This window comes from Pseudomonas sp. GNP012 (genome assembly GCF_054343835.1).
Genome location: NZ_JBTGUU010000001.1, coordinates 4,687,478 through 4,710,987, shown reverse-complemented (window position 1 = coordinate 4,710,987; position 23,510 = coordinate 4,687,478). Strand labels below are relative to the sequence as shown.

The window sequence follows — 23,510 nt, the reverse complement described above, 5'->3', positions numbered from 1 at the left end:
AAGCGGCTCCAGCCATACGACAAACTATCGGTTACGCAACCCTTCCAGCAACTTGTGCGTCGGATAGCCATCCGCTGGCCAGCCAAACGACTGCTGGGCGCTGCGAATCGCCTTGCGGGTGTTGGCGCCAATGATCCCGTCGGCGGTGCCAGCGTCGTAGTTTTGCGCGCTCAACAGGTTTTGCAGCTCGATCCGCTCGGTACGGCTCAGCGGCAGGTCATCCTTCGGCCATGTGCCACTGATCAAGCCCGCACCATTGAAGCGTTCGGACAACAGGCTCACCCCCAGGGCGTAGGATGACGAGTTGTTGTACTTGAGGATCGCCCGGAAGTTATCGAGCACCAGGAACGCCGGGCCACGGTAACCAGCCGGCAGCAGCAGGGCTGCGGACAATTGCTCGGAGCCGGCCGGGACCTGGCTACCGTTGGGCAGGGTAATGCCAAGTTGCCGCCATTCGGCGACGCTCTTGCGAATCGTGCCGTCGGCCAGCAGGTAGTTGAACCCGCTCGGCAGCTGGACTTCAAAGCCCCATGGCTGGCCTCTCTGCCAGCCAGAGCTCTGCAGGTAGTGCGCGGTAGAAGCCAGGGCGTCGGCCGAACTGCTCCAGATATCGCGCCGCCCGTCACCATCGAAGTCCACGGCATGGGTGTTGTAGGTGGTCGGGATGAACTGGGTCTGGCCCATGGCGCCGGCCCAGGATCCCAGCATCTTCTCGGGCTCGATATCGCCTTGTTGCAGGATTTGCAGGGCGGCGATCAATTGCGCGTGGGCGAAACCTGGGCGACGGCCCTCATAGGCCAGGGTCGCCAGTGAGTTGATCACCGACTTGCTGCCCTGGAACTGGCCAAAGTTGCTTTCCATGCCCCACACAGCCACCAGCGCCTGACGATCAACGCCATAACGCTGCTCGATGCTTTGCAGGATGTCCGCGTACTGGTTGACCAGCGACTGGCCTTTACGTACCCGCAGCGGCGACAGGGCGCCATCGAGGTATTCCCACACCGGCTTTGCGAATTCCGGTTGGCTGCGGTCGGCACGAATCACACTGGGGTCGAAGCTGACATTGGCGAAAGCGCGATCAAACAGATCGGCGCGGATACCCGCGGCCAGGGCATCCTTGCGGAAACCCGCCTGCCATTCGGCGAAGGTCTGGGTTGGCTGGATGTCGAGGTTCTCACCCGTCGGAACCACAGGCGGAACAACCGCCGGGGCGGTGGCGACAGGAAGCGTCTGAAGCGGCTGAGCGTCGGCTGCGGTCGGTTTTTCCGCACAGGCGACAAGCAAAACAAGGCTGGAGGCAGCGATCAGTTGGCGTAGGTGCCAACGACGGGGAAGACAAAAGGGCATGCACGGGTCCAGGGAGTACGAATCAGGTACAGACCTTAACATGTTGAAGGGGTGTTCTGCTTTACGCAGCCAGAAAGTAAGAAGCCTCCCAGTTGTCAGACTGGAAGGCTTCGCGGCGATAACTGCCTTTGCCCTTGGCGGGACGTTCCTGGCGGCTGCGGAACAATGGCTGGGCGATGATGGATTTGGCCTTGTTGGGGCCATGCGTTGATGGCTTTTTGCTCATGATGATTTCTCGCAAGTGAGTGGATTTTGCGGGGCAAATCATCGGCCGAAGTCGGGGTTCTGTCTATAGGGCGAGTCGTCAGAAAATACGCCGCACCCTGTAGGAGCGAGCTTGATCGCGAAGCGTCTAAGGGCGCAACGCCAAATCAGACAGTCTGCGTTATCGTTAACGACCATCGCGAGCAAGCTCGCTCCTACAAAGGGCGGTGTTACTCGGCAGGCAGGGTTAGACGCTGACCGGCCATCAACAACGTCAACCGGCTCAAGCTCATCCACGGCGAACCCGCCGCCTGGCCCTTGATCTGCGCGTCGATGCGTTGCGCTTCCAGCAGCAGTTGCGCCCAGCGTTGTGCCGAGTAGCGTTGCAGGGCTTTGCTCATCAGCGGTTTACGTTTGTCCCAGACTGGCGGTTTGGCCTGGCTGAAGGCCTTGTCCAGCGGCGTCCCCTGGCTGTATTGCAGGGAAATATTGGCCAGCAGGCGAAGCTCCCGGGCCAGGGCCCAGAGAATCACCGGCGGCTCGACGCCTTCGCCGCGCAAGCCTTCGAGCATGCGCAACGCATGGGCCGCTTCACCATTGAGCACCGCATCGGTCAGGCCAAAGACGTCGAAGCGCGCACTGTCGGCCACCGCCGCCTGCACCGTTTCAACGGTGATCTGACCCCCTTCGGCCATCAGTTTGAGCTTTTCGATTTCCTGCGCAGCGGCCAGCAGGTTGCCCTCGACCCGTGCTGCAATCAGCTCAACCGCGTCCTGGCTGGCGGATAGCCCGGCCTGGGACAGGCGTTGGCGGATCCAGCTGGGCAACTGGGCGACATCGACTGGCCAGATCTGCACGAACTGGGTCTGCTGTCCTTCGACCAGCGCTTTGCCCCACTTGGTTTTCTGTGCGCTGCCATCGAGTTTCGGCAAGCTGATCAGCAGCACGGTGTCGTCCGCCGGGCGCGAGCAATACTCGATAAGCGCGGCGGCACCTTTGTCGCCGGGTTTGCCGGAAGGCAGGCGCAGTTCCAGCAGGCGCTTTTCGGCGAATAACGACATGCTGGCACCGGCTTGCAGCAAGGTCCCCCAGTCGAAATTGGCGTCGGCGGCAAACACCTGGCGCTCATCGAATCCCTGCTGACGGGCAGCAGTGCGGATGGCGTCGGCCGCTTCCTGGCACAGCAGCGGGTCATCGCCGCTGATGATGTAGACGGGCGCAAGGGTGCCTTGCAGGTGTTTGGCGAGTTGGGCGGGGGCGAGCTTCATAGGAGAGGGCGAACGGGGCGCCAGAGCGCCCCGTAAGTCTTACTGCTGCGGCAGTTCGACAGGCGACTGGCGCGGGGTGTCCGCTTCAGCCTTTTGTGCCGCTTCCAGTGCCGCGGCGTCAGCCTTGGCCTTGGCTTCGGCAGTCTGCTGCAACTGATCCAGTTGGCCCGGGGTCAGTTGCTCCAGGCGCAGCATCATGCGTTGAACCATCTCTCGACGGCCTTCTGCACGGGCTGTTTGGGCTTCCTGGTCGGACCCCACCAGGTTGCTGCCGTCGTGCATAAAGACTTTCTGCACTTCAAGCTTGTCGCTCAACAATGGCAGATCACCGCGACCACGGATGTCGTAGCTCAGCACGGTGGTGAGCTGGTACTCGCCCGTACTGCTGGCGCCTGCGTAGCTGAGGATGCGCTGGCTTTCCTGCTCATTGGTCAGCACCAGTTTGTACGGTGCGCCGGTATAGACTTTGACGCCGCTACCTTCCAGTACTCGACGCAACTGGGTCACGGTTTCGCCATAAGCGTTACGGGCGCTCAGGTCGAGTTCCTTGATCGCCAGTTGGTTGGTGCCGGTGCCGCGCAGCTGGAAACCGCAGGCGCTCAGCAGAACCGCGAGGCCCATCACCAGCAGATTGCGTTTGATCATCTTGTTGCTCCCCTTGAAACCATGTGGGCCGATCAAGCGGCCCGAAAGGTTTTACTCGGCGCCAGGCTCACCTGGCGCCTGATCCAATTAGCTGGCGACGATATTGACCAGTTTCCCGGGCACTACGATCACTTTACGAATGGTCAGACCGTCGACGAAACGCAGTACGTTCTCGTTGGCACGGGCGGCGGCTTCGACTTCTTCACGGCTGGCGCTGGCCGGCATTTCGATGTGACCACGCAGCTTGCCGTTGACCTGAATTACCAGTTGCAGACTGTCCTGTACCAAGGCGCTGTCATCCACCACCGGCCAACCGGCGTCGATCACAGGATCAGCGTGGCCCAGTCGATGCCACAACTCGTGGCTGATGTGCGGCGTGATCGGGGCGAGCAGCAGGGTCACGGTTTCCAGGCCTTCCTGAACCAGCGCGCGATCCTGTTCGGTGCCTTGTGCGGCTTTCTCCAGTACGTTCATCAGCGTCATCACCTGGGCGATGGCGGTGTTGAATTTGTGGTTCTGGCCGACGTCCTGGCTGGCCTGCTTGATGGCCAGGTGGATCGAGCGACGAACGGCTTTCTGCTCTTCATTCAGGCTGGCGACGTCCAGTTTGCCCGGCAGGCCCTGAGTGACGTGTGCTTGAGCCAGACGCCAGACGCGCTTGAGGAATCGGTGCGAGCCCTCTACGCCGGAGTCGGACCATTCCGCGCTCATGTCAGGTGGCGAGGCGAACATCATGAACAGGCGGCAGGTGTCTGCACCGAACTGGTCAATCATCGACTGTGGGTCGACGCCGTTGTTCTTCGACTTGGCCATCTTCTCGGTGCCGCCGATTTCCACTGGCAGGCCGTCAGCTTTTAATTTGGCGCTGATAACCTTGGCCTTGCTGTCACGCTCGAGCTCGACGTCCGCCGGGTTGAACCAGGTGTAGGCACCATTGGCTTCACGGCGATAGTAAGTCTCGGCGATCACCATGCCCTGGGTCAGCAGGTTCTTGAACGGCTCGTTGGAGCTCACCAGGCCTTCGTCGCGCATCAGCTTGTGGAAGAAGCGCGCGTACAGCAGGTGGAGAATCGCGTGTTCGATACCGCCGATGTACTGGTCAACCGGTAGCCAGTGGTCGGCCGCCGATTTTTCCACCAGGCCGCCTTCGAAGTGCGGCGAGGCGTAGCGGGCGTAGTACCACGAGGACTCGACGAAGGTGTCCATGGTGTCGGTTTCACGCTTGGCAGGCGCGCCGCATTTAGGGCAGCTGCACTCGTAGAACTCGGGCATGCGCGCCAGTGGCGAACCGGCGCCATCCGGCACCACGTCTTCGGGCAGCACGACCGGCAGTTGATCTTCAGGTACCGGCACGTCACCGCAGGTGGTGCAGTGGATGATCGGGATCGGGCAGCCCCAGTAGCGCTGACGGCTGATGCCCCAGTCGCGCAGGCGGAACTGGGTGCGCGAGGCGCCCAGTTCTTTCTTGATCAGCGCGACTTCGATGGCGTCGAAGGCGCCCGCGAAGTCGAGGCCGTCGAACTCGCCGGAATTGATCAGCGTGCCGTGCTCGCCGTAGGCGTCTTGCCATGGCGCGGGGTTGGTGTCACCGGAACTGGTGCGCACGACCGATTTGACCGGCAGGTTGTATTTGTGGGCGAATTCGAAATCGCGCTCGTCGTGGGCCGGAACCGCCATTACCGCGCCATCACCGTAATGCATCAGCACATAGTTGGCGACCCATACCGGCAGCTTTTCGCCGGTCAGCGGATGCTCGACGAACAGGCCGGTCGGCAGGCCTTTTTTCTCCTGGGTGGCGACGTCGGCTTCAGCCACGCTGCCGCCTTTGCATTCAGCGATGAACGCTTGCAGCTCGGGATTGTTCTGTGCCGCGAGGGTGGCCAGGTGGTGTTCGGCGGCCACGGCGACGTAAGTCGCTCCCATTAAAGTGTCCGGACGGGTGGTGAAGACTTTCAGTGCACCGGTTTCGCCGATGGAGTCGACGTTGTACGGGAACTGCACTTCCATGCCGCGGGACTTGCCGATCCAGTTGCGCTGCATGGTCTTGACCTGTTCAGGCCAGCCAGTCAGTTCGTCGAGGCTTTCCAGCAGTTCATCCGCGTAGGCAGTGATCTTGAAGTAGTACATCGGGATTTCGCGCTTCTCGATCAGCGCGCCGGAACGCCAGCCGCGACCGTCGATCACCTGTTCGTTGGCCAGGACGGTCTGGTCGACCGGGTCCCAGTTCACGGTGCCGCTTTTCTTGTAGATCACGCCTTTTTCGAACAGGCGGGTGAACAGCCATTGTTCCCAGCGGTAGTAATCGGGCTTGCAGGTGGTCACTTCGCGCGACCAGTCCACCGCCAGGCCCAGGCTGCGCAGCTGGCTTTTCATGTAGGCGATGTTTTCGTAGGTCCACTTGGCGGGCGCTACGTTGTTCTTCATCGCGGCGTTTTCCGCCGGCATGCCGAAGGCGTCCCAACCCATCGGTTGCAGAACGTTCTTGCCCTGCATGCGCTGGTAGCGGGAGATCACGTCGCCGATGGTGTAGTTGCGCACGTGCCCCATGTGTAGCTTGCCGCTGGGGTAAGGGAACATCGACAGGCAGTAGTAGGTCTCCTTGCCTGGCTGTTCACTGACTTCAAAGGACTTTTGCTCGTCCCAGAACGACTGGGCGGCGGCTTCGATTTCACGGGGCTGATATTGTTCGTGCATGGCTACTTTTGAACTGAATAGGGGTGGCCTAATCCTCTTCAATGCAACGCTGGACGTTGAAGCCGCCACATTGGCGTTTTCGCTGCCCAGCCGAGCTGGAAGTGGAGTTACAGGAAGCGCCGTAGCATACATGACCGCGCTCTACCGAGGGAAACCCTGATTGCTGCCATACATCCTGCGAAAACCGCTGCGAGGGCCGTTGGTCGCGGCGTTCAGCCGGTTTGTTCATGGAAGCTAAGCTCTAACTGGGGAGTAGGTCATATCTTCCAATGAGGTGAGGGATGGTTGAGTCACAGCAAAAAGCTACAAAACCGGAGCTATACGAAAGGCTGATCGATCGTTTGGCCTTGGCCCTGGAAGCGGCAAGGACCGCTGGCCGGTTGCGCGACGAACGCCCTCTGGAGCTGGAACTGCGCGGCCTGAGCGCCGCAGAGTTTGCACTGGTCAAGGCGTATCTGGATCGCAGTGAACGTGAGACGCACGGATGCTTGTCAGAAGCGGTAAAGCAGCTCGACGCACCACGTTCAGCCAAAATCATCTGGCTCAAGGACAAGGTTCCCGGCAGAGACGCGGTAAAGGTCCGGTCTTTGCAGTTCAAATAGGACACGGTGCCATGCTCCTTGAATTTTTGAAGCATAGTCCTTCCATATTGATTGTCGCATTGCGCCAACCCACTTAGGCTTCGGGCATCTCCAGGAGATGCTCGATGCCGTTCCGATATTTCGTAAAACAACTTCTATTGCCGCCCGGCATTCTATTGCTGCTGCTTTTGCTCGCCTGGTGGTTGCGCCGCTCAAGGCCGCGGCTTGCCGGTGCGTGCTTTGCTCTGGGCCTGGGTGGTTTCTGGCTGATGAGCCTGCCGGTGGTTGTGCAGTGGGGTGCCGGCCTGCTCGAGCGGGAGCCACCGCTGGCCCGCGATGAATGGGCAGTCCTGGGGCAGCGTGCGGACGCGATCGTGGTCCTTGGCTCGGGGCGTGAGCGCGGTGACGTGGCCTGGGGTGCCGACCAGCCCACGGGCGTCGGTCTGGAGCGCCAGCGCTTTGCCGCGCGGCTGGCCAAGGCTTCCGGATTGCCGGTACTGACCAGCGGCGGCCTGCATTACGGCACGCCGCCCAGCGAGGCGCAGATGATGGCTGACGCCTTGCGTGACGATTTCGGCTTGAGCGTGCGCTGGCAGGAAGGGCGCAGCCGCACGACCTGGGAAAATGCGCAGTTCAGCGCCGAGGTGTTGCTTCCCCAGGGCATCAAGCGAGTCGTGCTCGTGACTCAGGCCTGGCATATGCCACGGGCGGCCTGGAGTTTTCGCAAGGCTGGTTTTGAGGTGGTGCCGGCGCCGGTAGGGTTCCTGGGTGGCGATAACGCGCGGCCGCTGGGCGGCTGGATGCCGGAGTTCAAGGCGATCTGGCAGAACGGGCAATTGATCAACGAGGCGGTGGGGCAGGTCGGTTATTCGTTGTTCTATCGAGGTGATGTCGGCACTGATTGATGCGGTGCAGTGAGGCCGCCTTCGCGAGCAAGCCCGCTCCCACATTTGATCGGCGTCGTACACAAATACTGTGACCGACTTAGATCCAGTGTGGGAGCGGGCTTGCTCGCGAAGCTTTTAAACGGTCTTGGCCATCCGGCTGGCAATCAGCGCCCAGCCAAACAACAACACGCAGACTATGAGCAATGGCCATGAACGCCATTCCAGGTATGGCGTCAGGTTGTGCATCGGCACCACTTCGCCATACAGGATGCCGCGTTCGAACTGCGGGATCTGGTCGGTAATCTGACCGAACGGGTTGATCAGGCCGGACACGCCATTGTTGGTGGCACGGATCATCCAGCGGCCGGCTTCCAGCGCGCGCATCTGTGCCATCTGCAGGTGTTGCAGCGGGCCAATGGAGGTGCCGAACCAGGTGTCGTTGCTGATGGTCAGCAACAGGTCGCTGCGGGCGGCAAGGCTGGCGGCGAATTCCGGGTAGACCACTTCATAGCAGATGAACGGCGCGATCTGATAACCCTTGGCTTGCAGCAGCGACTGGTCAGACGGGCCGCGAGCGAAGTCCGACATTGGCAGGTCGAAGAAGGCGATCAGCCCGCGCAGGATGTCCTGCAAGGGAACATATTCACCAAAGGGCACCAGTTTTTGCTTGAGGTAAGTGCCGTCGCCTTCACCGGTCACGGTGATGCCATTGAAGAAACGCTTCTCGTGGCGTACCTCCATGCGGACCGGGACGCCGGTAATCAACGCCGATTTACGTTCGGCCGCGAAGTCGCCCATCATGTTCAGGTAGCCTTCGGCGGACTCCTTGAGTACCGGGATCGCCGTTTCCGGCCAGATGAGCAAATCGACGCGTTTGGAGCTGAAGCTCATGTCGCGGTACAGCGCCAACTGCGCGTTGAGCTGCGCCGGATCCCACTTCATGCTTTGTTCGATGTTGCCCTGAATGGCGGCGACGCTCAGTGGCGGGCCCGAAGGGCTGGTCCAGGCGTGGTGTTTGAGCGCCATGCCGACCAGCCATGGGCCGACCAGCAGCAATACACCGGCAGCGATGAAGCCTTTGCGTCCCGTGCGAACCAGGCGCAAGCCGTTGTAGATCAACGCCGCTGTCAGGGCCAGGGTAAAGGAAATCAGCCACATCCCGCCGAGAGGGGCGAGCCCGGCCAGCGGGCCATCGAGCTGGCTGTAACCGGAATACAGCCACGGGAAACCGGTCAGGAACCAGCCGCGGAAGGCTTCCTGGGCGACCCACAGCGCAGCGAAAGCCAGGGCGTCGGCCAGCGGCGCCTCATTGCGGCGCAGCCAGCGCGCCCAAATCCAGGCGGGCAGGGCAAAGAACCAGGCAATCGCCGCCGTGAAAAGCAGCATCAGGAAACCGGCCAGCAATACCGAAGCGCCGCCGAAGTGGTGAATGCTGTAGTAGATCCAGCTGGTGCCGGCACCGAACAGGCCGAAACCGAAACACCAGCCGCGACCCAAGGCTTGACGTGGGCTCAGTTCGCGCAGGCCGGCATAGAACAGGCCGACGGCGAGCAGTGCCAGTGGCCAGATATCGAACGGCGCCAGGGCCAGGGTGGTGATTGCACCGGCCGCCACGGCCAGCAGGTTACCGGGCCAGCCGGGGCGGGTTGTCCAGCGCATTTCAATCCTTAGCGAGCAATGGGCGTCAGGCGAAGCAAGTGAATCCGACGGCTGTCGGCGTTCAGGATGCGGAAGCGGTATGTGCCGATTTCAGTGATTTCGTTACGTTTTGGCAGATGCCCGAACGCACTCATCACCAGACCGCCAACGGTGTCGAATTCATCGTCGGAGAACTCGCTGTCGAAAAACTCGTTGAAGTTCTCGATCGGCGTCAGGGCCTTGATCAGGAAATCACCGCTCGGCAGCGGCTTGATGTAGCTGTCTTCTTCGACATCGTGTTCGTCTTCGATGTCGCCGACGATTTGTTCCAGCACGTCTTCGATGGTGACCAGGCCTGCCACGCCACCGTACTCGTCGATAACGATGGCCATGTGGTTGTGGTTGGCGCGAAATTCGCGCAGCAGCACGTTAAGGCGCTTGGATTCCGGCACGAAGGTGGCTGGACGCAGCAGATCCTTGATGTTGAAGCTGTCGCCGTTCTCCTTGAGGATCAACGGCAGCAAGTCCTTGGCCAGCAGCACGCCCATCACGTCATCGTGACTTTCGCCGATGACCGGGTAGCGCGAGTGAGCCGAGTCGACCACGGCAGGCAGGAACTCGCGGGGTGTCTGGTTCGCCTTGATGCTGACCATTTGCGAGCGCGGGACCATGATGTCCCGCACCTGCAAGTCAGCCACCTGGATGGCGCCTTCGACGATGGCCAGCGCTTCGCTGTCCAACAGTTTGTTCTGGTGTGCATCGCGCAGCAGCTCCAAAAGCTCCTGGCGGTTTTTCGGCTCGTGGGCAAAAGCCTGGGTGAGCTTCCCCAGCCATGACTTCTGCCCGTTGCTCGATCGATCTTCGCTCATAGCGATTACTCTGAATCCTTTGTTGTTTCTGTGGGGGATAAATCGGTTTCGTCGTCCGCGTACGGATCGGGAAAGCCCAGTTCTGCAAGCAACGTTCGTTCCAGTGCTTCCATCTCCTCGGCTTCGTCGTCATCAATATGGTCGTAACCAAGCAGATGCAAGCAGCCGTGAATCACCAGATGTGCCCAATGGGCCTTGAGTTGCTTGCCTTGTTCGGCGGCTTCACGCTCGACCACGGCGACACAGATCACCAGATCGCCCAGCAGCGGGATGTCGAGGAACTCATCCGGCACATCGGCCGGAAATGACAAGACGTTAGTTGCGTAATCCTTTTGCCGCCAGGTGTGGTTCAGCTCGCGTCCTTCGGCTTCGTCGACCAGGCGAATGGTCATTTCCGAGTCGGCGCTGCGCTGGCGCAAAGCCAGTTCGCACCACTGGCGGAACTCGGTTTCGCTGGGGGCAGGGGCTTGGGTAGCGATTTGCAGGTCAAGCTCAAGCATCGCGGCGGCTATCCTTGGCGGCTGCATCATCGGCCGCACGGGTTTCGAAGCGCTCGTAGGCTTCAACGATGCGCTGTACCAGCGGATGGCGCACGACGTCCTTGGGTTGGAAATGGGTGAAGCTGATCCCCGGCACTTCCTTGAGCACTTCAATCACATGGTGCAGGCCGGACTTGGTGCCGCGTGGCAGGTCGACCTGGGTGATGTCCCCGGTGATGACGGCCGTGGAGCCAAAGCCGATCCGGGTCAGGAACATCTTCATTTGCTCGACCGTGGTGTTCTGGCTTTCGTCAAGAATGATGAAGCTGTTGTTCAGCGTGCGACCGCGCATGTAAGCCAGTGGCGCGACTTCGATCACCTGGCGCTCGATCAGCTTGGCAACGTATTCGAAGCCGAGCATTTCGTAGAGTGCGTCATAGAGCGGGCGCAGGTACGGGTCGATTTTCTGCGACAGATCGCCGGGCAGGAAACCGAGTTTTTCACCCGCTTCGACCGCTGGGCGCACCAGCAGGATGCGGCGAATCTGCTCGCGCTCCAGTGCATCCACCGCGCAGGCGACGGCCAGATAGGTCTTGCCGGTACCGGCCGGGCCAATGCCGAAGTTAATGTCGTTACCGAGGATTTCCTTCACGTAGCGCAACTGATTCAAGCCGCGGGGGCGAATCATGCCTTTTTTGGTGCGCAGCGCCACGGACGGTTCTGCGGGGGAGTGGTTGTCCAGCTGTTCCACGGCAGATTCCTGCAGGAACAGGTGCACCATGTCCGGCGACAGCTCGGTACCCTTGGTTTCCCGGTACAGGCGGCGCAGGAGGTTTTCCGCGGAGGTGGTGTGTTTGGGCTCGCCGATCAGCTCGAACTGGTTGCCGCGATTGCGGATCTCGATGGTCAGGCGTTGTTCGATCAAGCGCAAATGCTCGTCGAATTGCCCGCACAGATTGGCGAAGCGGCGAGCTTCAAAAGGCTCGAGGATGAAACGATGTGGTTCTATGGGTGCGTTCAAGGTCGTATTTAGCCGCCCTGGGGCAATTGAGATGAAATCAAGGATAACGCCAGTGGCGCGGGTGCGAAAGCTCTTAAATGAGGCAACCCGATTCCCGCCTCTGGCGCTGTACCTGTGGGAGCGGGCTTGCTCGCGAAGATGGAGTGTCAATCGACATTAATGGCGCTGACAGACCGCCTTCGCGAGCAAGCCCGCTCCCACAGGGATATTCGGTGTTATTGAATCAGCGAACCCCGCAGCGAGTGCGGCTGCGCGGCATCGATGTGCACGTCCGCGAACTGGCCGATCAGGGTCGGATTGTCGCAGCGGAAGTTGACGATACGGTTATTCTCGGTCCGGCCTTGCAGTTCGCCCGGGTCTTTTTTCGAGTAATCGGTCACCAGGATCCGCTGGATCGAACCGACCATTTGTCGGCTGATCTCGAAACCTTGCTGGTTCAGGCGATGTTGCAGGGCGTTCAGACGTTCTTTTTTCAGCTCTTCCGGCGTTTCATCGGCAAGGTCGGCGGCCGGTGTGCCCGGGCGTTGGCTATAGACGAACGAGTAGGAAAAGTCGAAACCGACGTCGGCAATCAGCTTCATGGTCTGTTCGAAGTCTTTCTCGGTCTCACCCGGGAAGCCGACGATGAAGTCCGAGCTGATGCAGATGCCCGGCACGGCGGCGCGCAGCTTGCGCAGTTTGGATTTGTATTCCAGCGCAGTGTGGTTGCGTTTCATCGCGGCGAGGATGCGGTCCGAGCCCGACTGCACTGGCAAGTGCAGGTGCTTGACCAGTTCCGGTACATCGGCGTGGGCCTGGATCAGGCTGTCGGAGAACTCCAGCGGATGCGACGTGGTGTAGCGGATGCGGTCGATGCCATCGACGGCGGCAACCACACGGATCAGCTCGGCCAGATCTGCCAGGCGGCCGTCATGGGTGAGGCCGCGATAACCGTTGACGTTTTGCCCCAGCAGTGTCACTTCGCGCACGCCGTTTTCGGCCAGGTGAATGATCTCGGCAATCACGTCGTCGAACGGCCGGCTGACTTCTTCGCCGCGGGTGTAGGGCACCACGCAGAACGTGCAGTACTTGCTGCAGCCTTCCATCACCGATACGTAAGCGCTCGGGCCGTCGATGCGCGGCTCGGGCAAATGGTCGAACTTTTCGATTTCCGGGAACGAGACGTCGACTTGCGGCAGCTTGCTGATGCGCGCGGCGTCGATCATTTCCGGCAGGCGGTGCAGGGTTTGCGGGCCGAACACCACGTCGACGTACGGCGCGCGATCGCGGATGGCCGCACCTTCCTGGCTGGCCACGCAACCGCCGACGGCGATCACCATGTCCGGGTTGGCCAGCTTCAGTTCGCGCCAGCGCCCGAGTTGGGAGTAGACGCGGTCCTGCGCACGTTCGCGGATCGAGCAGGTGTTGAGCAGGATGACGTCGGCGTCTTCAGCGCGCGCGGTGACTTCCAGGGCCTGGTGTTCGCCCAGCAGATCGACCATGCGCGAGCTGTCGTACTCGTTCATCTGGCAACCGTGGGTTTCGATGTAAAGCTTCTTGGCCATGGAAAGAGTCATCACGTGATTCAAAGAACCGCGCATTATAGGGAACATGTTCCAAGGTTCCTACCGCTGTGCGTCCGGCGGCTATGCTATAGTTCGCGCCCTCTTTTTTATCCCTCGATGTGTTACCCGCCCACCATGACCAAACGTGAAGCTCCAATCTACAAGGTGATTTTCCTCAACCAGGGCCAGGTGTTCGAAATGTACGCCAAGCAGATCTATCAAAGTGATCTGTGGGGCTTTCTGGAAGTGGAAGAGTTCGTCTTTGGCGAGCGCACGCAAGTGGTCGTCGATCCGAGCGAAGAAAAGCTCAAGGCTCAGTTCGAGGGCGTGGTGCGCAGTTTTGTGCCGATGCATTCGATCGTGCGTATCGACGAAGTCGAGCGTCTGGGGACCCCGAAAATCAGCGAAGCCCGCGGCGCGGTCGGCAATGTCATGCCGTTTCCGATGCCGATGCCTGAGAAGTAAGCCTCAAGATCGAGTCGCCCCCATCGCGAGCAGGCTCGCTCCCACAATTAACCGCGTTTCCATGAGAGAACCCGGTCAACTGTGGGAGCGAGCCTGCTCGCGATAGGGCCAGTCAGAACACAGCAAAAATCAGGGAAGCGGCGCGAAAGGCGTACGCCCATCGGCACTCTGCAGCTCCATAAGATATTTACGGAAAATTTGCCCGAGCACCTGGGTGGCGAGTTCGAGCTCTTCGCGGGGCATTTTTTCGGTGACTTCGTCGGCGGTGTCCAGTGCATCTTCGGCGCCGTTGACCGCCGCCATCTTCAGCAGGATATACGCCTGAACGTTATTGGCCGGTACGCCTTCGCCGTGGAAGAACATGGTACCGAGCTTGAATTGCGCCTGGGCATGGCCTTGCAGCGAGGCTTTTTCGAAATAGCTCAGGGCTTGATTGAGGTCGCGTGGCGCGTTTTTACCTTCGTAGTAGAACTCACCCAACTCGTATTGCGCTTGCGCATCCCCTTCATCCGACGCTTTCTGGCAGGCGGCGATCGCCTGTTCCAGGTCTTGCGGCTGGGTATTGAGGGTGCAGCGACCCATCGCTGGGATCAACAACGAGTTGCCGCCTGCTTGTGCGTGCGCGAGCAGGGGCTGAAGAAGCAACAGGCAGCCCAGTGCAAGGGTGCGGCCGGTGCGGTTCATGGGAATCGACTTACCTCTGAAGGGCGCGCGGACCCATCGAGGGATCCAATAAGCGCGCATTATGAAATAAGCAGGGCCAACCTTACAAAGTCTTTACTCGTTTTTCTGCTGCGCGGGAAATATATCTCCCGTTTTGCGGAGGATTTTTGCTGGAAGTGTAGGAATGGAGGCGGGCGTGTAGGTGAAAGCTGACGCTGGCAATGGCCAACGTCAGCGCTACAGCGTTATTTCAAGGCGGCGAAGGCACGCTCGGCGGCGTCCAGGGTCAGTTTCAGTTCGGCTTCGCCGTGGGCGATCGACGTGAAACCGGCTTCGAAGGCACTCGGTGCCAGGTACACGCCACCTTCGAGCATCAGGTGGAAGAAGCGGCCGAACAGGGCGGCGTCACTGGCCATCACGTCATCGAAAGTGACGATGTCGTCGGCGCCACTGAAGTACAGGCCGAACATGCCGCCGGCTTGTGTGGTCACGAACGGAATGCCCGCCGCATCTGCGCGCTGTTGCAGACCGTCGAGCAGGCGAGTGGTGTAGTCGGTCAGCTCGGCGTGGAAGCCCGGACGGCTGATCAGGCGCAGGGTAGTCAGGCCGGCGGCCATCGCCAGCGGGTTGCCGGACAGCGTGCCGGCCTGGTAGACCGGACCCAGCGGGGCGATGCGCTGCATGATTTCACGCTTGCCGCCGAAGCAGCCGACCGGCATGCCGCCACCGATGATCTTGCCGAAGGTGGTCAGGTCCGGCGTCACGCCGTAGTACGCCTGGGCTCCGCCGAGGGCGACGCGGAAACCGGTCATCACTTCGTCGAAAATCAGCACCACGCCGTGCTTGTCGCACAGGGTCCGCAGGCCTTCGAGGAAACCCGGTGCCGGCGGCACGCAGTTCATGTTGCCGGCCACTGGCTCGACGATGATGCAAGCCACGTCCTGGCCGACTTCGGCGAGCATGGCTTCAACGGCGTCGATGTCGTTGAACGGCAGGGTCAGGGTATGTTTGGCGAACGCTGCCGGTACGCCGGCCGAACTCGGTACGCCCTGGGTCAGTGCGCCGGAACCGGCCTTGACCAGCAGGCTGTCGGAGTGACCGTGGTAGCAGCCTTCGAACTTGATGATGCTGTCGCGACCGGTGAAGCCTCGGGCCAGGCGAATGGCGCTCATGGTCGCTTCGGTGCCGGAGCTGACCATGCGCACCATTTCCATCGACGGCACGAGGGAGCAGACCAGGTCGGCCATCTGCGTTTCCATCTCGGTCGGCGCGCCGTAGGACAGGCCGTGCTCCAGCTGCTTGCGCACCGCGTCCAGCACATCCGGGTGGCTGTGGCCGAGGATCATCGGGCCCCAGGAACCGACGTAATCCACATAGCGCTTGTCGTCTTCGTCGGTGACGTAGGCGCCTTCGGCGTGCTTGAAGAACAACGGCGTGCCGCCGACGCTCTTGAACGCGCGAACCGGCGAGTTCACGCCACCGGGAATGTGTTTCTGGGCATTGGCAAACAGCGTTTCGGAACGAGACATGATCGGGTTCTCAGATTTTAAGTAATTCGTTAAAGGCGCGGGCACGGCGGGTGACTTCAGCTGTGCTCTCGGCGCCGAACAGTCCATGCACCACGGCCAGCAGATCGACCCCATGGGCCACCAGCGGGGCGGCGTTTTCCAGGGTGATGCCGCCGATCGCGCAGATTGGCAGGTGCAGTTGCTTGCGCGCCTGGTCGAGCAGTTCGAGGCTGCAGGTCGGTGCGCCGGGCTTGGTGTTGGAATTGAAGAAGCGGCCGAAGGCAACATAACTGGCACCCTCTTTGGCAGCCTGTTCGGCTAGTTCGAGTTGCGCGTGGCATGTCGAGCCGATGATGGCTTTGGAACCGAGCAGGGCGCGGGTCGGTGACAGCGGACCATCGGTTTGGCCCAGGTGCACGCCCACATTCAGGCGCGCGGCCAGTTCGGCATCATCGTTGATGATCAGATGGGTCTTGTAGCGTTCGCACAGCTCGCGCAAGGCTTCGGCCTCACGCAGGCGACGGGCCTCGTCGCTGCTTTTGTCGCGGTACTGCAGCAAGGTGACGCCGCCTTCCAGCGCCGCCTCCACGTACTTGAGCAACTTACCATCCAGCAAATGGCTGTCGGTAATGGCGTACAGGCCACGTAATTTCATCGGACAAGCCTCACCGCATTACAAAAGGAAGTTACGAACAGAAATCCAGCGGCAGGCGGCGCGGCACAAACTGGCCTTTGCCCAGCTGCTCGGCGTCACGCAGGGTGCGCCATGTGTAGTTAAGCGCGGTCTGCACGGCGCTGGCGAGGTTTTCACCCTGGGCCAGACGACCGGCCAGCGCGCTGGCCAGGGTGCAACCGGAACCGTGATAACTGCCGGGCAGGCGCTGGCAGGTATAGGTTTCGCGCAGGCCGTCGCGACTGTACAGGCGATTGTGGATTTCGGTTTCGTCGCCATGGCCGCCGGTGATCAGCAGGTGTTTGACAAACGGCAAGAGTTTTTCAGCGCACTCGTCCGCGGTGCCTTCGGGCAGTTCGGCGAGGATCCGGGCTTCGGGAAGGTTGGGGGTGGCAATGATCGACAAGGGCAGCAGGCGTTCGCGCATGGCGTAGCCGACTTCGTCCTTGCCCAGGCGTCCGCCACCGCCGGCGCGCAGCACCGGGTCGCAGACCACTGGCAAATGCGGGTGCGCCGATAGCAGTTCAACCACGGTGTCGACCATTTCCAGGGAGCCGAGCATGCCCAGTTTGACCGCCGCGACTTCGGAATCGTTGAGCACGGCATTGGCCTGGGCCAGTACCCACTCACGGTCGAGGACGCGGAAGTCAGTGACATTGACGGTGTCTTGCACGGTCAGGGCGGTGACGGCCGGAGCCGCATGGCAACCCTGGGCGAGCAGGGCTTCGATATCTGCCTGCAAGCCGGCGCCACCACTTGGGTCGTGGCCGGAGAGACAGAGGACAACGGGGCGAGAGCTGTAGATATTCATGGTGCGCGAGCTTACCACCAAACATTCTTTTTCGGGTGCAGCGACACTCCATTGTGGCGAGGGAGCTTGTCGGATCGCCGCACCGTCCCGCTGGGCGCGAAGCGGCCCCAAAAAACCTTCATGTTCATTGCGTCGACTGGTTTTACGACTGCTTCGCAGCCGAGCGGGAGCAAGCTCCCTCGCCACAGTCGTCTTCGTGCCACTGTTTGTGTTGCTGAAACGCCCGTCCTAGAGCCTTTTCATGAAAAATTTCAATGGTGTTTAATGGCCATCAACGGCTATGCTAGAGTGGATCCAAACCAATAACAGGTGATACCGGTTTTACGTCTGCTCAAAAGGAATGGGGGGGCTTCCTGACAGAACCGGACAGGCCACGCTGGGGCTTCAATGCGCTATTTGCTGATGTTGCTGTTGTGTTTGCCCCTCCTGGCAAACGCCGTCGAGTTCGATGAGTTCACTCAGAGCCTCCCCTTGGGCCGAACCCTGCAGGTCTATGAGGACGCGGGTGGTCAGGCAACCATCGCGGATATCCGCGCGCAAGCGGCGGCCGGCAACTTCAAGGCGCACAACAAAGACACGCTCAACGCCGGGTACTCGCGCTCGGTGTTCTGGCTGAAAATCGACCTGCATTACCGCCCGACCGATCCGGCGGTGCAACGGACCTGGCTGCTGGAACTGGCCTATCCACCCCTCGATCATCTCGATCTCTATTTGCCCGATGCGGCCGGCAACTATCAGTTGGTCAGGCAGACCGGCGATGCCTTGCCCTTCGCCAGCCGCGAGATTCGTCAGAACAACTATCTGTTCGACCTGACGTTCAAACCTGAACAGGCCGAAACCATATTCCTGCGATTGCAAAGCGAAGGCTCGATTCAGGCACCGGTAACCTTGTGGTCGAGCACCGCCTACCTCGAAGAGCAGCCTGTGCGCCTCTACGTACTGGGGCTGATCTACGGCGTGTTGCTGGGGATGCTGGTCTACAACCTGTTCATCTACCTCAGCGTGCGCGACACCAGTTACCTCTACTACATCTTCTATATCGCTTCGTTCGGCTTGTATCAGCTGTCGGTCAATGGCGCGGCGGTGCAGTATTTCTGGCCGGACAACCCTTGGTGGGCCAACGCCGCGACGCCGTTTTTCATCGGCTGCGCGGGCCTGTTCGGCAGTCAGTTCGCCCGCAGTTTCCTGCAAATGGCTATCCACAGTCGCTGGCTCGATCGCTTGTTGCTGGCGCTGGTCGCCTTCGGTGCGCTGGTGGTTGGCCTGTCATTGATGACCAGCTACGCCCTGGCCTTGCGCCTGGCCACGGCCCTGGCGCTGACGTTCACGGTGGTGATTTTTGCCGCCGGGATCTTTGCCTGGCTGCGGGGCCTGCGCGTCGCGCGGTATTTCATCATTGCCTGGTCGGCGTTTTTGCTCGGCGGCATCGTCAATACGTTGATGGTGCTTGGATACCTGCCTAATGTGTTCTTGACCATGTATTCCAGCCAGATCGGCTCGGCCATCGAAGTGGCGTTGTTATCCCTGGCACTGGCCGACCGCATTAACGACATGCGCGAGCAGCAGGCGCAAACGCTATTCGACGCCGGCCAGAAGCTTGAAATCCTCAACCAGCAACTGGCTCGCAGTAACAAGCTCAAGGACGAATTCCTGGCCACCCTGACCCACGAACTGCGCACGCCCATGAACGGTGTGATCGGTTCACTGGAATTGATGCAGACGGTCGAAATGAACCTGGAGCTTGAGCAGTATCAGCAGACGGCTTCGGGGTCGGCGCGGGACATGATGCGCATGGTCAACGGTATCCTGACCCTCACCGAACTGCAGGCCGGCAAGCTCCAGGCCTCGACCGACACCTTCAGCTTGCGCAGCATGGTCGAGGCACTGCGCACGCAGTTCGAGGGCAACGCTTCGAGCAAGTCGCTGGACTTCAAGGTCGACGTCGCATCCGGTGTACCGGATCGCGTGCACGGCGACAACACCAAGATTGCGCAATGCCTGGAGTGTCTGCTGGACAACGCCATCAAGTTCACCCGGGTCGGCGGCCTGGCCTTGCGGGTGACCGGCAATGCCACTGGGCCCGACCGGCTGGCGTTGACCTTTGCGGTGATCGACACGGGCATTGGCTTCACCGATCTGGGAGAGGCCACGATGTATCAACGGTTCTTCCAGGTCGATGGCTCTATGACCCGTGAATACGGTGGCCTGGGTGTTGGTCTGGCGATTTGCCGGCAGTTGGTCGAATTGCTCGGTGGACGCCTGACGCATCGTTCCGAGCCAGGACGCGGCAGCCGGTTTCAGCTGGACGTGGAAGTCGGGCTGCCGGTGTCCGAACGCCCGCTGGCGCCGTTGAAGTCCCGGGATTTTCCGCACCTGCGCTTGCCTCAGGATTGTGCCGTGTTGTTGGTGGATGACAACAGCATCAGCCAGTTGGTGATGCGCGGCATGTTGCTCAAGCTGGGTTTCCGCGTGCGTACGGCCGACGGAGCCGATGTCGCGCTCGATCTCCTGCAGCGCGAAGTGTTTGATGCGGTGCTGGTCGATTGCCAGTTGCCGCGCCAGGACGGTGAGTCGCTGTGCTGCCGGATCCGCGCGCTGCCGGGCTATGCCGAGCTGCCGTTGTTCATGATCGCCCTGGGGGGTGACCGTGAACGCTGCCCGACCGGCGCGTTGATTGATTACTTGAGCAAGCCGGTGAAATTCGAAGACTTGCAGGCCGCGCTCTACCGCCGGGTGCTCTGCTCGCAACAGGGCGAAAGCGCCGACAGTTAGGCGGATATGACACTTTGTTCGGTTGAGGGGCGGTGCTTAACTGAAGTCCCTTGGCCGACCAAAGGAGCCCAGTCATGAACCTGCATCAGTTTGCCGAAACCCACGAAGTCACCAACCAGCCACCGTCCCTGGACGGCGCCAACCTCTACCGCATCGACTTGCCGTTGCAGGAATGGTCGCGGCGGTTCGGGGCCGGTTGGGCCGAATCGCGGATCGACGCTTACGGCGCGCTGGCCGGTGGTCCGTTGATGGAAGCCGGGTTCCTCGCCAATCAGAACAAGCCGGTGTTCAACAGTCATGACCGATTTGGTCATCGCATCGATCTGGTGGAATTTCATCCGGCCTATCACCAACTGATGCGCACGGCAGTCGAGCACGGCCTGACCTCGTTGCCTTGGGCGCACCCGCAGGACGGCGCTCATGTCGCCCGCGCTTGTATGTCGTATCTGCACAGCCAGGCCGAAGCCGGCAGTGGCTGCCCGTTGACCATGACCTTCGCCAGCGTTCCGGCCATGCGTCTGCAACCGGACCTGGCGCAAAAGTGGTTGCCGAAAATCCTCGCCACCGAATACGACCCGCGGAACGTCGGCATGGCCCACAAGGCCGGGGTCACCATCGGCATGGCCATGACCGAGAAGCAGGGCGGCACCGATGTGCGGGCCAATACCACCAAGGCTTATCCGGTCGGAGCCAGCGGTCCGGGCCAGGCCTATGAGTTGGTGGGGCACAAGTGGTTTTGCTCGGCGCCGATGTGCGACGCCTTCCTGACACTGGCGCAGACCGACAAGGGCCTGACCTGTTTCCTGCTGCCACGCCATCGCCCGGACGACACACGCAATCAGTTCTACATCCAGCGCCTGAAGAACAAGCTCGGCAATTGCTCCAACGCGTCCAGCGAAGTCGAGTTCCGCGGCGCACTGGCGTGGATGATCGGTGAAGAGGGGCGTGGTGTTCCAACGATCATCGAGATGGTCGCCATGACCCGCTTCGATTGCATGGTCGGTTCCAGTTCGCTGATGCGTCAGGCGTTGACCCAGGCCAGCCATCATTGCGCTCATCGTTCGGTCGGCGGCAAATTGCTCAGCGAACAGCCGTTGATGCAGAACGTGCTGGCGGACCTGGCGCTAGAAAGCGAAGCCGCCCTGGCCTTGAGCCTGCGTATGGGCCGGGCGCTGGATCATCTGGACGACTCGCAGGAAGCCAGGTTCGCCCGGTTGGTAACGGCGGTGGGCAAGTACTGGATCTGCAAGCGGGCGCCGGCCATGATCAACGAAGCCGCCGAATGCATGGGCGGTGCGGGTTATGTCGAAGACAGCATTCTGCCGCGGCTTTACCGCGAGGCACCGGTGAATTCGACGTGGGAAGGTTCCGGCAATGTGCAGTGCCTGGACGTGCTGCGTGCCCTGTCAAAGGAACCGGGCGTGCTCGATGCACTGTTCAGCGAGCTGGGCGATGGCCATGGCGACAAGCGCCTTGCCGCGCACATCCAGCAATTACAGGCAGCCTTCAAGGACACCAGCGACATTCAGTACCGCGCCCGGCAACTGACTGAAGACATCGCCTTGGGATTGCAGGCCAAGTTGCTGCTGGAAGCGGGGAATTCGGTGGTCAGTGATGCCTTCATCGCCAGTCGCCTGGACGGTGGCGGCCGAGTGTACGGTGCGTTGCCACGCGGCCTGGACGTGGAAGCGATTCTCGCCCGATCGACCCCGCAGGGTTTCTGATCCCAGGTGCAAGGTCACCACTGGGCCAATGTGGGAGCGGGCTTGCTCGCGAATGCGGTTTCACATTCAACGGTGATGTGACTGACAGGCCGCTTTCGCGAGCAAGCCCGCTCCCACATTTGATCTGCGGTGCGCCCCGGGGTTTGTGTAGCAATCACTGTTCCCGTGAAGCGACGATGCAGGCAAGATGAAGGTCTGCAAGTCAGAACACAGGATGCTGATCGTGACCGAAGCTTTTATTGTCGTTCAAACCGCCGAGCAAGCCGTGGATCGGCTCGCACTTTTGCACAATCGTGCAACCACCGCGCTGAGTCAGGCGCTCAAGCGTTACCTCAAGGATCGCGTCGAGCCTGATGCCGAACAGCGGGCGTTGTTCCGTTATCCCGAGCTGCGCCTGACCTACCTTTGCCAGGGTGAAGTCCCGCAGACCACCCGTGCCTATGCCAAGGTCCAGCTGCCGGGCACCTACAGCGTCACCGTCACCCATCCGTCTGCTTTCCGTAAGTACCTGCTGGAACAGCTGGTTCCGTTGATGCACGACTTCACCGTGACGGTGGAAGTCGGTGTCAGCCAGCAGAACATCCCGTATCCGTATGTGGTCGAGCAGGGCGATGAACTGGGAGGTTCCGGCGTCACCGCAGCCGTGCTGGCGCGGGTGTTCCCGAGTACCGACCTGTCGGCCGCGACCGACGGCATTGCCGACGGTTTGTACGACTGGGAAAACACCGATCCGCTGCCCCTGGCGTTGTTCGATGCCGCGCGGGTGGATTTCTCCCTGCGCCGATTGGTGCATTACACCGGCAGCGACTGGCGCCATGTGCAGCCGTGGATTCTGCTGACCAACTACCACCGCTATGTCGACCAGTTCATTGTCCACGGCCTGGAACAATTGCGCCAAGACCCGCGCTTCGTGCGCATGGTGCTGCCGGGTAACGTGATCATCGAAAAGAGCATGGATCACGGCGAAGCGTCGGCGATTGCCGCCGGCGTGGTCTGGCACCGTTACCAGATGCCGGCCTATCACCTGATTGCCAGTGACGGCCACGGCGTGACCCTGGTCAACATCGGTGTCGGCCCGTCCAACGCCAAGAACATCACCGACCACCTCGCCGTTCTGCGCCCGCATTGCTGGTTGATGATCGGCCACTGCGGCGGCCTGCGTCAGTCGCAGACGATTGGCGACTACGTGCTGGCCCACGCCTACATGCGTCGCGACGGCATTCTCGACCGGGTCGTGCCGCCGAACATTCCGATTCCGGCCCTGGCCGAAGTGCAGATGGCGCTTCAGCAGGCGGCGGCCAACATCACCGGCGAGAAGGGCGACGAACTGAAAAAACGCCTGCGCACCGGCACCGTGCTGACCTACGACGACCGTAACTGGGAGCTGCGCTGGGCGCAAGAAAGGCCGCTGATCAACCTGTCCCGCGCCGTGGCGGTGGACATGGAAAGTGGCACCATCGCCGCCCAGGGTTATCGTTTGCGGGTGCCGTACGGCACGTTGCTCTGCGTCTCGGACAAACCGCTGCACAGCGAAATCAAGTTGCCGGGCTCGGCCAACGCCTTCTATGAGCGCGCGGTCAGCCAGCACTTGAAGATCGGTATCGAGGCGGTGGATCTGTTGCGCACCGAACTCAACTCACTGCACTCGCGCAAACTGCGCAGCTTCGACGAGCCGCCGTTCCGCTAACGGTTGTCATGGTCATTTGACGGTCGGGGC

20 protein-coding genes are annotated in these 23,510 nt (G+C 61.1%); 6 read left to right on the top strand and 14 right to left on the bottom strand.

Annotated features, from left to right (window positions below; all coding sequences use genetic code 11):
- Positions 1-24: 24 nt before the first annotated feature.
- From ACXX83_RS21285 to leuS, 5 genes are all read right to left on the bottom strand, one after another.
- Positions 25-1,347, bottom strand: coding sequence for a lytic murein transglycosylase (locus ACXX83_RS21285; protein ID WP_458549511.1), 1,323 nt, complete (start codon positions 1,345-1,347; stop codon positions 25-27).
- A gap of 61 nt (positions 1,348-1,408) precedes the next feature.
- A complete protein-coding gene (gene arfA, locus ACXX83_RS21280; RefSeq protein WP_015096971.1) occupies positions 1,409-1,573 on the bottom strand; it encodes an alternative ribosome rescue factor ArfA in 165 nt (54 codons plus the stop codon).
- A gap of 208 nt (positions 1,574-1,781) precedes the next feature.
- Entirely contained in the window at positions 1,782-2,819 is a 1,038-nt protein-coding gene (holA, locus tag ACXX83_RS21275; RefSeq protein ID WP_217836457.1) for a DNA polymerase III subunit delta, read from the bottom strand.
- A gap of 39 nt (positions 2,820-2,858) precedes the next feature.
- Positions 2,859-3,464: an LPS-assembly lipoprotein LptE gene (locus ACXX83_RS21270; RefSeq protein WP_458549510.1), complete on the bottom strand. Its 606-nt coding sequence runs from the start codon at positions 3,462-3,464 to the stop codon at positions 2,859-2,861.
- 87 nt (positions 3,465-3,551) lie between these two features.
- Positions 3,552-6,158 carry a leucine--tRNA ligase gene (leuS, locus tag ACXX83_RS21265; protein ID WP_458549509.1) on the bottom strand — a complete coding sequence of 869 codons (2,607 nt, stop codon included), beginning with the start codon at positions 6,156-6,158 and terminating at the stop codon, positions 3,552-3,554.
- 281 nt (positions 6,159-6,439) lie between these two features.
- Between leuS and ACXX83_RS21260 the strand changes: the two genes are divergently transcribed.
- Both ACXX83_RS21260 and ACXX83_RS21255 read left to right on the top strand, forming a co-directional pair.
- The gene (locus tag ACXX83_RS21260; RefSeq protein ID WP_007975866.1) at positions 6,440-6,760 is read left to right on the top strand and encodes a hypothetical protein; all 321 of its coding nucleotides are present in this window, start codon (positions 6,440-6,442) and stop codon (positions 6,758-6,760) included.
- Between the two features lie 104 nt (positions 6,761-6,864).
- Positions 6,865-7,644, top strand: a complete 780-nt coding sequence (locus ACXX83_RS21255) for a YdcF family protein (protein ID WP_458549508.1) — start codon at positions 6,865-6,867, stop codon at positions 7,642-7,644.
- 117 nt (positions 7,645-7,761) lie between these two features.
- On the opposite strand, the gene lnt is transcribed toward ACXX83_RS21255, so the two are convergent.
- The 5 genes from lnt to miaB form a co-directional block, all read right to left on the bottom strand.
- Entirely contained in the window at positions 7,762-9,285 is a 1,524-nt protein-coding gene (lnt, locus tag ACXX83_RS21250; RefSeq protein ID WP_458549507.1) for an apolipoprotein N-acyltransferase, read from the bottom strand.
- 8 nt (positions 9,286-9,293) lie between these two features.
- Positions 9,294-10,133 carry a CorC family transporter gene (locus ACXX83_RS21245; protein WP_015096964.1) on the bottom strand — a complete coding sequence of 280 codons (840 nt, stop codon included), beginning with the start codon at positions 10,131-10,133 and terminating at the stop codon, positions 9,294-9,296.
- Between the two features lie 5 nt (positions 10,134-10,138).
- Positions 10,139-10,633 carry an rRNA maturation RNase YbeY gene (gene ybeY, locus ACXX83_RS21240; protein WP_217838475.1) on the bottom strand — a complete coding sequence of 165 codons (495 nt, stop codon included), beginning with the start codon at positions 10,631-10,633 and terminating at the stop codon, positions 10,139-10,141.
- Positions 10,626-11,633 carry a PhoH family protein gene (locus ACXX83_RS21235; RefSeq protein ID WP_015096962.1) on the bottom strand — a complete coding sequence of 336 codons (1,008 nt, stop codon included), beginning with the start codon at positions 11,631-11,633 and terminating at the stop codon, positions 10,626-10,628. The genes ybeY and ACXX83_RS21235 overlap by 8 nt, the downstream gene beginning before the upstream one ends.
- A 215-nt stretch (positions 11,634-11,848) precedes the next feature.
- Positions 11,849-13,177, bottom strand: coding sequence for a tRNA (N6-isopentenyl adenosine(37)-C2)-methylthiotransferase MiaB (miaB, locus tag ACXX83_RS21230; protein WP_458549506.1), 1,329 nt, complete (start codon positions 13,175-13,177; stop codon positions 11,849-11,851).
- 135 nt (positions 13,178-13,312) lie between these two features.
- Between miaB and ACXX83_RS21225 the strand changes: the two genes are divergently transcribed.
- Positions 13,313-13,642: a DUF1820 family protein gene (locus ACXX83_RS21225; RefSeq protein ID WP_003185742.1), complete on the top strand. Its 330-nt coding sequence runs from the start codon at positions 13,313-13,315 to the stop codon at positions 13,640-13,642.
- A gap of 129 nt (positions 13,643-13,771) precedes the next feature.
- Here the strand turns inward: ACXX83_RS21225 and ACXX83_RS21220 are convergent, their stop codons facing one another.
- The 4 genes from ACXX83_RS21220 to ACXX83_RS21205 form a co-directional block, all read right to left on the bottom strand.
- Entirely contained in the window at positions 13,772-14,326 is a 555-nt protein-coding gene (locus ACXX83_RS21220) for a tetratricopeptide repeat protein (protein WP_095965710.1), read from the bottom strand.
- Positions 14,327-14,550: 224 nt separating this feature from the next.
- Positions 14,551-15,834, bottom strand: a complete 1,284-nt coding sequence (gene hemL / locus ACXX83_RS21215) for a glutamate-1-semialdehyde 2,1-aminomutase (RefSeq protein ID WP_008052405.1) — start codon at positions 15,832-15,834, stop codon at positions 14,551-14,553.
- 10 nt (positions 15,835-15,844) lie between these two features.
- Positions 15,845-16,468 (bottom strand): thiamine phosphate synthase, encoded by a 624-nt coding sequence (thiE, locus tag ACXX83_RS21210; RefSeq protein ID WP_015096960.1) that lies wholly within the window; start codon positions 16,466-16,468, stop codon positions 15,845-15,847.
- 31 nt (positions 16,469-16,499) lie between these two features.
- On the bottom strand, positions 16,500-17,297 hold the full coding sequence (locus tag ACXX83_RS21205; RefSeq protein WP_008052407.1) for a hydroxymethylpyrimidine/phosphomethylpyrimidine kinase: 798 nt from the start codon (positions 17,295-17,297) through the stop codon (positions 16,500-16,502).
- A 387-nt stretch (positions 17,298-17,684) separates the two neighbouring features.
- Here ACXX83_RS21205 and ACXX83_RS21200 point away from each other — a divergent pair, with 387 nt between their 5' ends.
- The 3 genes from ACXX83_RS21200 to amn all read left to right on the top strand — a co-directional run bounded on the left by ACXX83_RS21200 (position 17,685) and on the right by amn (position 23,480).
- Positions 17,685-20,069, top strand: a complete 2,385-nt coding sequence (locus ACXX83_RS21200) for a 7TM diverse intracellular signaling domain-containing protein (protein WP_458549505.1) — start codon at positions 17,685-17,687, stop codon at positions 20,067-20,069.
- Positions 20,070-20,143: 74 nt separating this feature from the next.
- Positions 20,144-21,793: an acyl-CoA dehydrogenase family protein gene (locus ACXX83_RS21195; protein ID WP_458549504.1), complete on the top strand. Its 1,650-nt coding sequence runs from the start codon at positions 20,144-20,146 to the stop codon at positions 21,791-21,793.
- A gap of 187 nt (positions 21,794-21,980) precedes the next feature.
- A complete protein-coding gene (amn, locus tag ACXX83_RS21190) occupies positions 21,981-23,480 on the top strand; it encodes an AMP nucleosidase (protein WP_177325105.1) in 1,500 nt (499 codons plus the stop codon).
- Positions 23,481-23,510: the final 30 nt, after the last annotated feature.

Excerpts from the sequence above, each read along its gene's own strand:
- ACXX83_RS21285 (WP_458549511.1), bottom strand. The coding sequence starts at position 1,347 with ATGCCCTTTTGTCTTCCCCGTCGTTGGCACCTACGCCAACTGATCGCT.
- arfA (WP_015096971.1), bottom strand. The coding sequence starts at position 1,573 with ATGAGCAAAAAGCCATCAACGCATGGCCCCAACAAGGCCAAATCCATC.
- holA (WP_217836457.1), bottom strand. The coding sequence starts at position 2,819 with ATGAAGCTCGCCCCCGCCCAACTCGCCAAACACCTGCAAGGCACCCTT.
- ACXX83_RS21270 (WP_458549510.1), bottom strand. The coding sequence starts at position 3,464 with ATGATCAAACGCAATCTGCTGGTGATGGGCCTCGCGGTTCTGCTGAGC.
- leuS (WP_458549509.1), bottom strand. The coding sequence starts at position 6,158 with ATGCACGAACAATATCAGCCCCGTGAAATCGAAGCCGCCGCCCAGTCG.
- ACXX83_RS21260 (WP_007975866.1), top strand. The coding sequence starts at position 6,440 with ATGGTTGAGTCACAGCAAAAAGCTACAAAACCGGAGCTATACGAAAGG.
- ACXX83_RS21255 (WP_458549508.1), top strand. The coding sequence starts at position 6,865 with ATGCCGTTCCGATATTTCGTAAAACAACTTCTATTGCCGCCCGGCATT.
- lnt (WP_458549507.1), bottom strand. The coding sequence starts at position 9,285 with ATGCGCTGGACAACCCGCCCCGGCTGGCCCGGTAACCTGCTGGCCGTG.
- ACXX83_RS21245 (WP_015096964.1), bottom strand. The coding sequence starts at position 10,133 with ATGAGCGAAGATCGATCGAGCAACGGGCAGAAGTCATGGCTGGGGAAG.
- ybeY (WP_217838475.1), bottom strand. The coding sequence starts at position 10,633 with ATGCTTGAGCTTGACCTGCAAATCGCTACCCAAGCCCCTGCCCCCAGC.
- miaB (WP_458549506.1), bottom strand. The coding sequence starts at position 13,177 with ATGGCCAAGAAGCTTTACATCGAAACCCACGGTTGCCAGATGAACGAG.
- ACXX83_RS21225 (WP_003185742.1), top strand. The coding sequence starts at position 13,313 with ATGACCAAACGTGAAGCTCCAATCTACAAGGTGATTTTCCTCAACCAG.
- ACXX83_RS21220 (WP_095965710.1), bottom strand. The coding sequence starts at position 14,326 with ATGAACCGCACCGGCCGCACCCTTGCACTGGGCTGCCTGTTGCTTCTT.
- hemL (WP_008052405.1), bottom strand. The coding sequence starts at position 15,834 with ATGTCTCGTTCCGAAACGCTGTTTGCCAATGCCCAGAAACACATTCCC.
- thiE (WP_015096960.1), bottom strand. The coding sequence starts at position 16,468 with ATGAAATTACGTGGCCTGTACGCCATTACCGACAGCCATTTGCTGGAT.
- ACXX83_RS21205 (WP_008052407.1), bottom strand. The coding sequence starts at position 17,297 with ATGAATATCTACAGCTCTCGCCCCGTTGTCCTCTGTCTCTCCGGCCAC.
- ACXX83_RS21200 (WP_458549505.1), top strand. The coding sequence starts at position 17,685 with ATGCGCTATTTGCTGATGTTGCTGTTGTGTTTGCCCCTCCTGGCAAAC.
- ACXX83_RS21195 (WP_458549504.1), top strand. The coding sequence starts at position 20,144 with ATGAACCTGCATCAGTTTGCCGAAACCCACGAAGTCACCAACCAGCCA.
- amn (WP_177325105.1), top strand. The coding sequence starts at position 21,981 with ATGAAGGTCTGCAAGTCAGAACACAGGATGCTGATCGTGACCGAAGCT.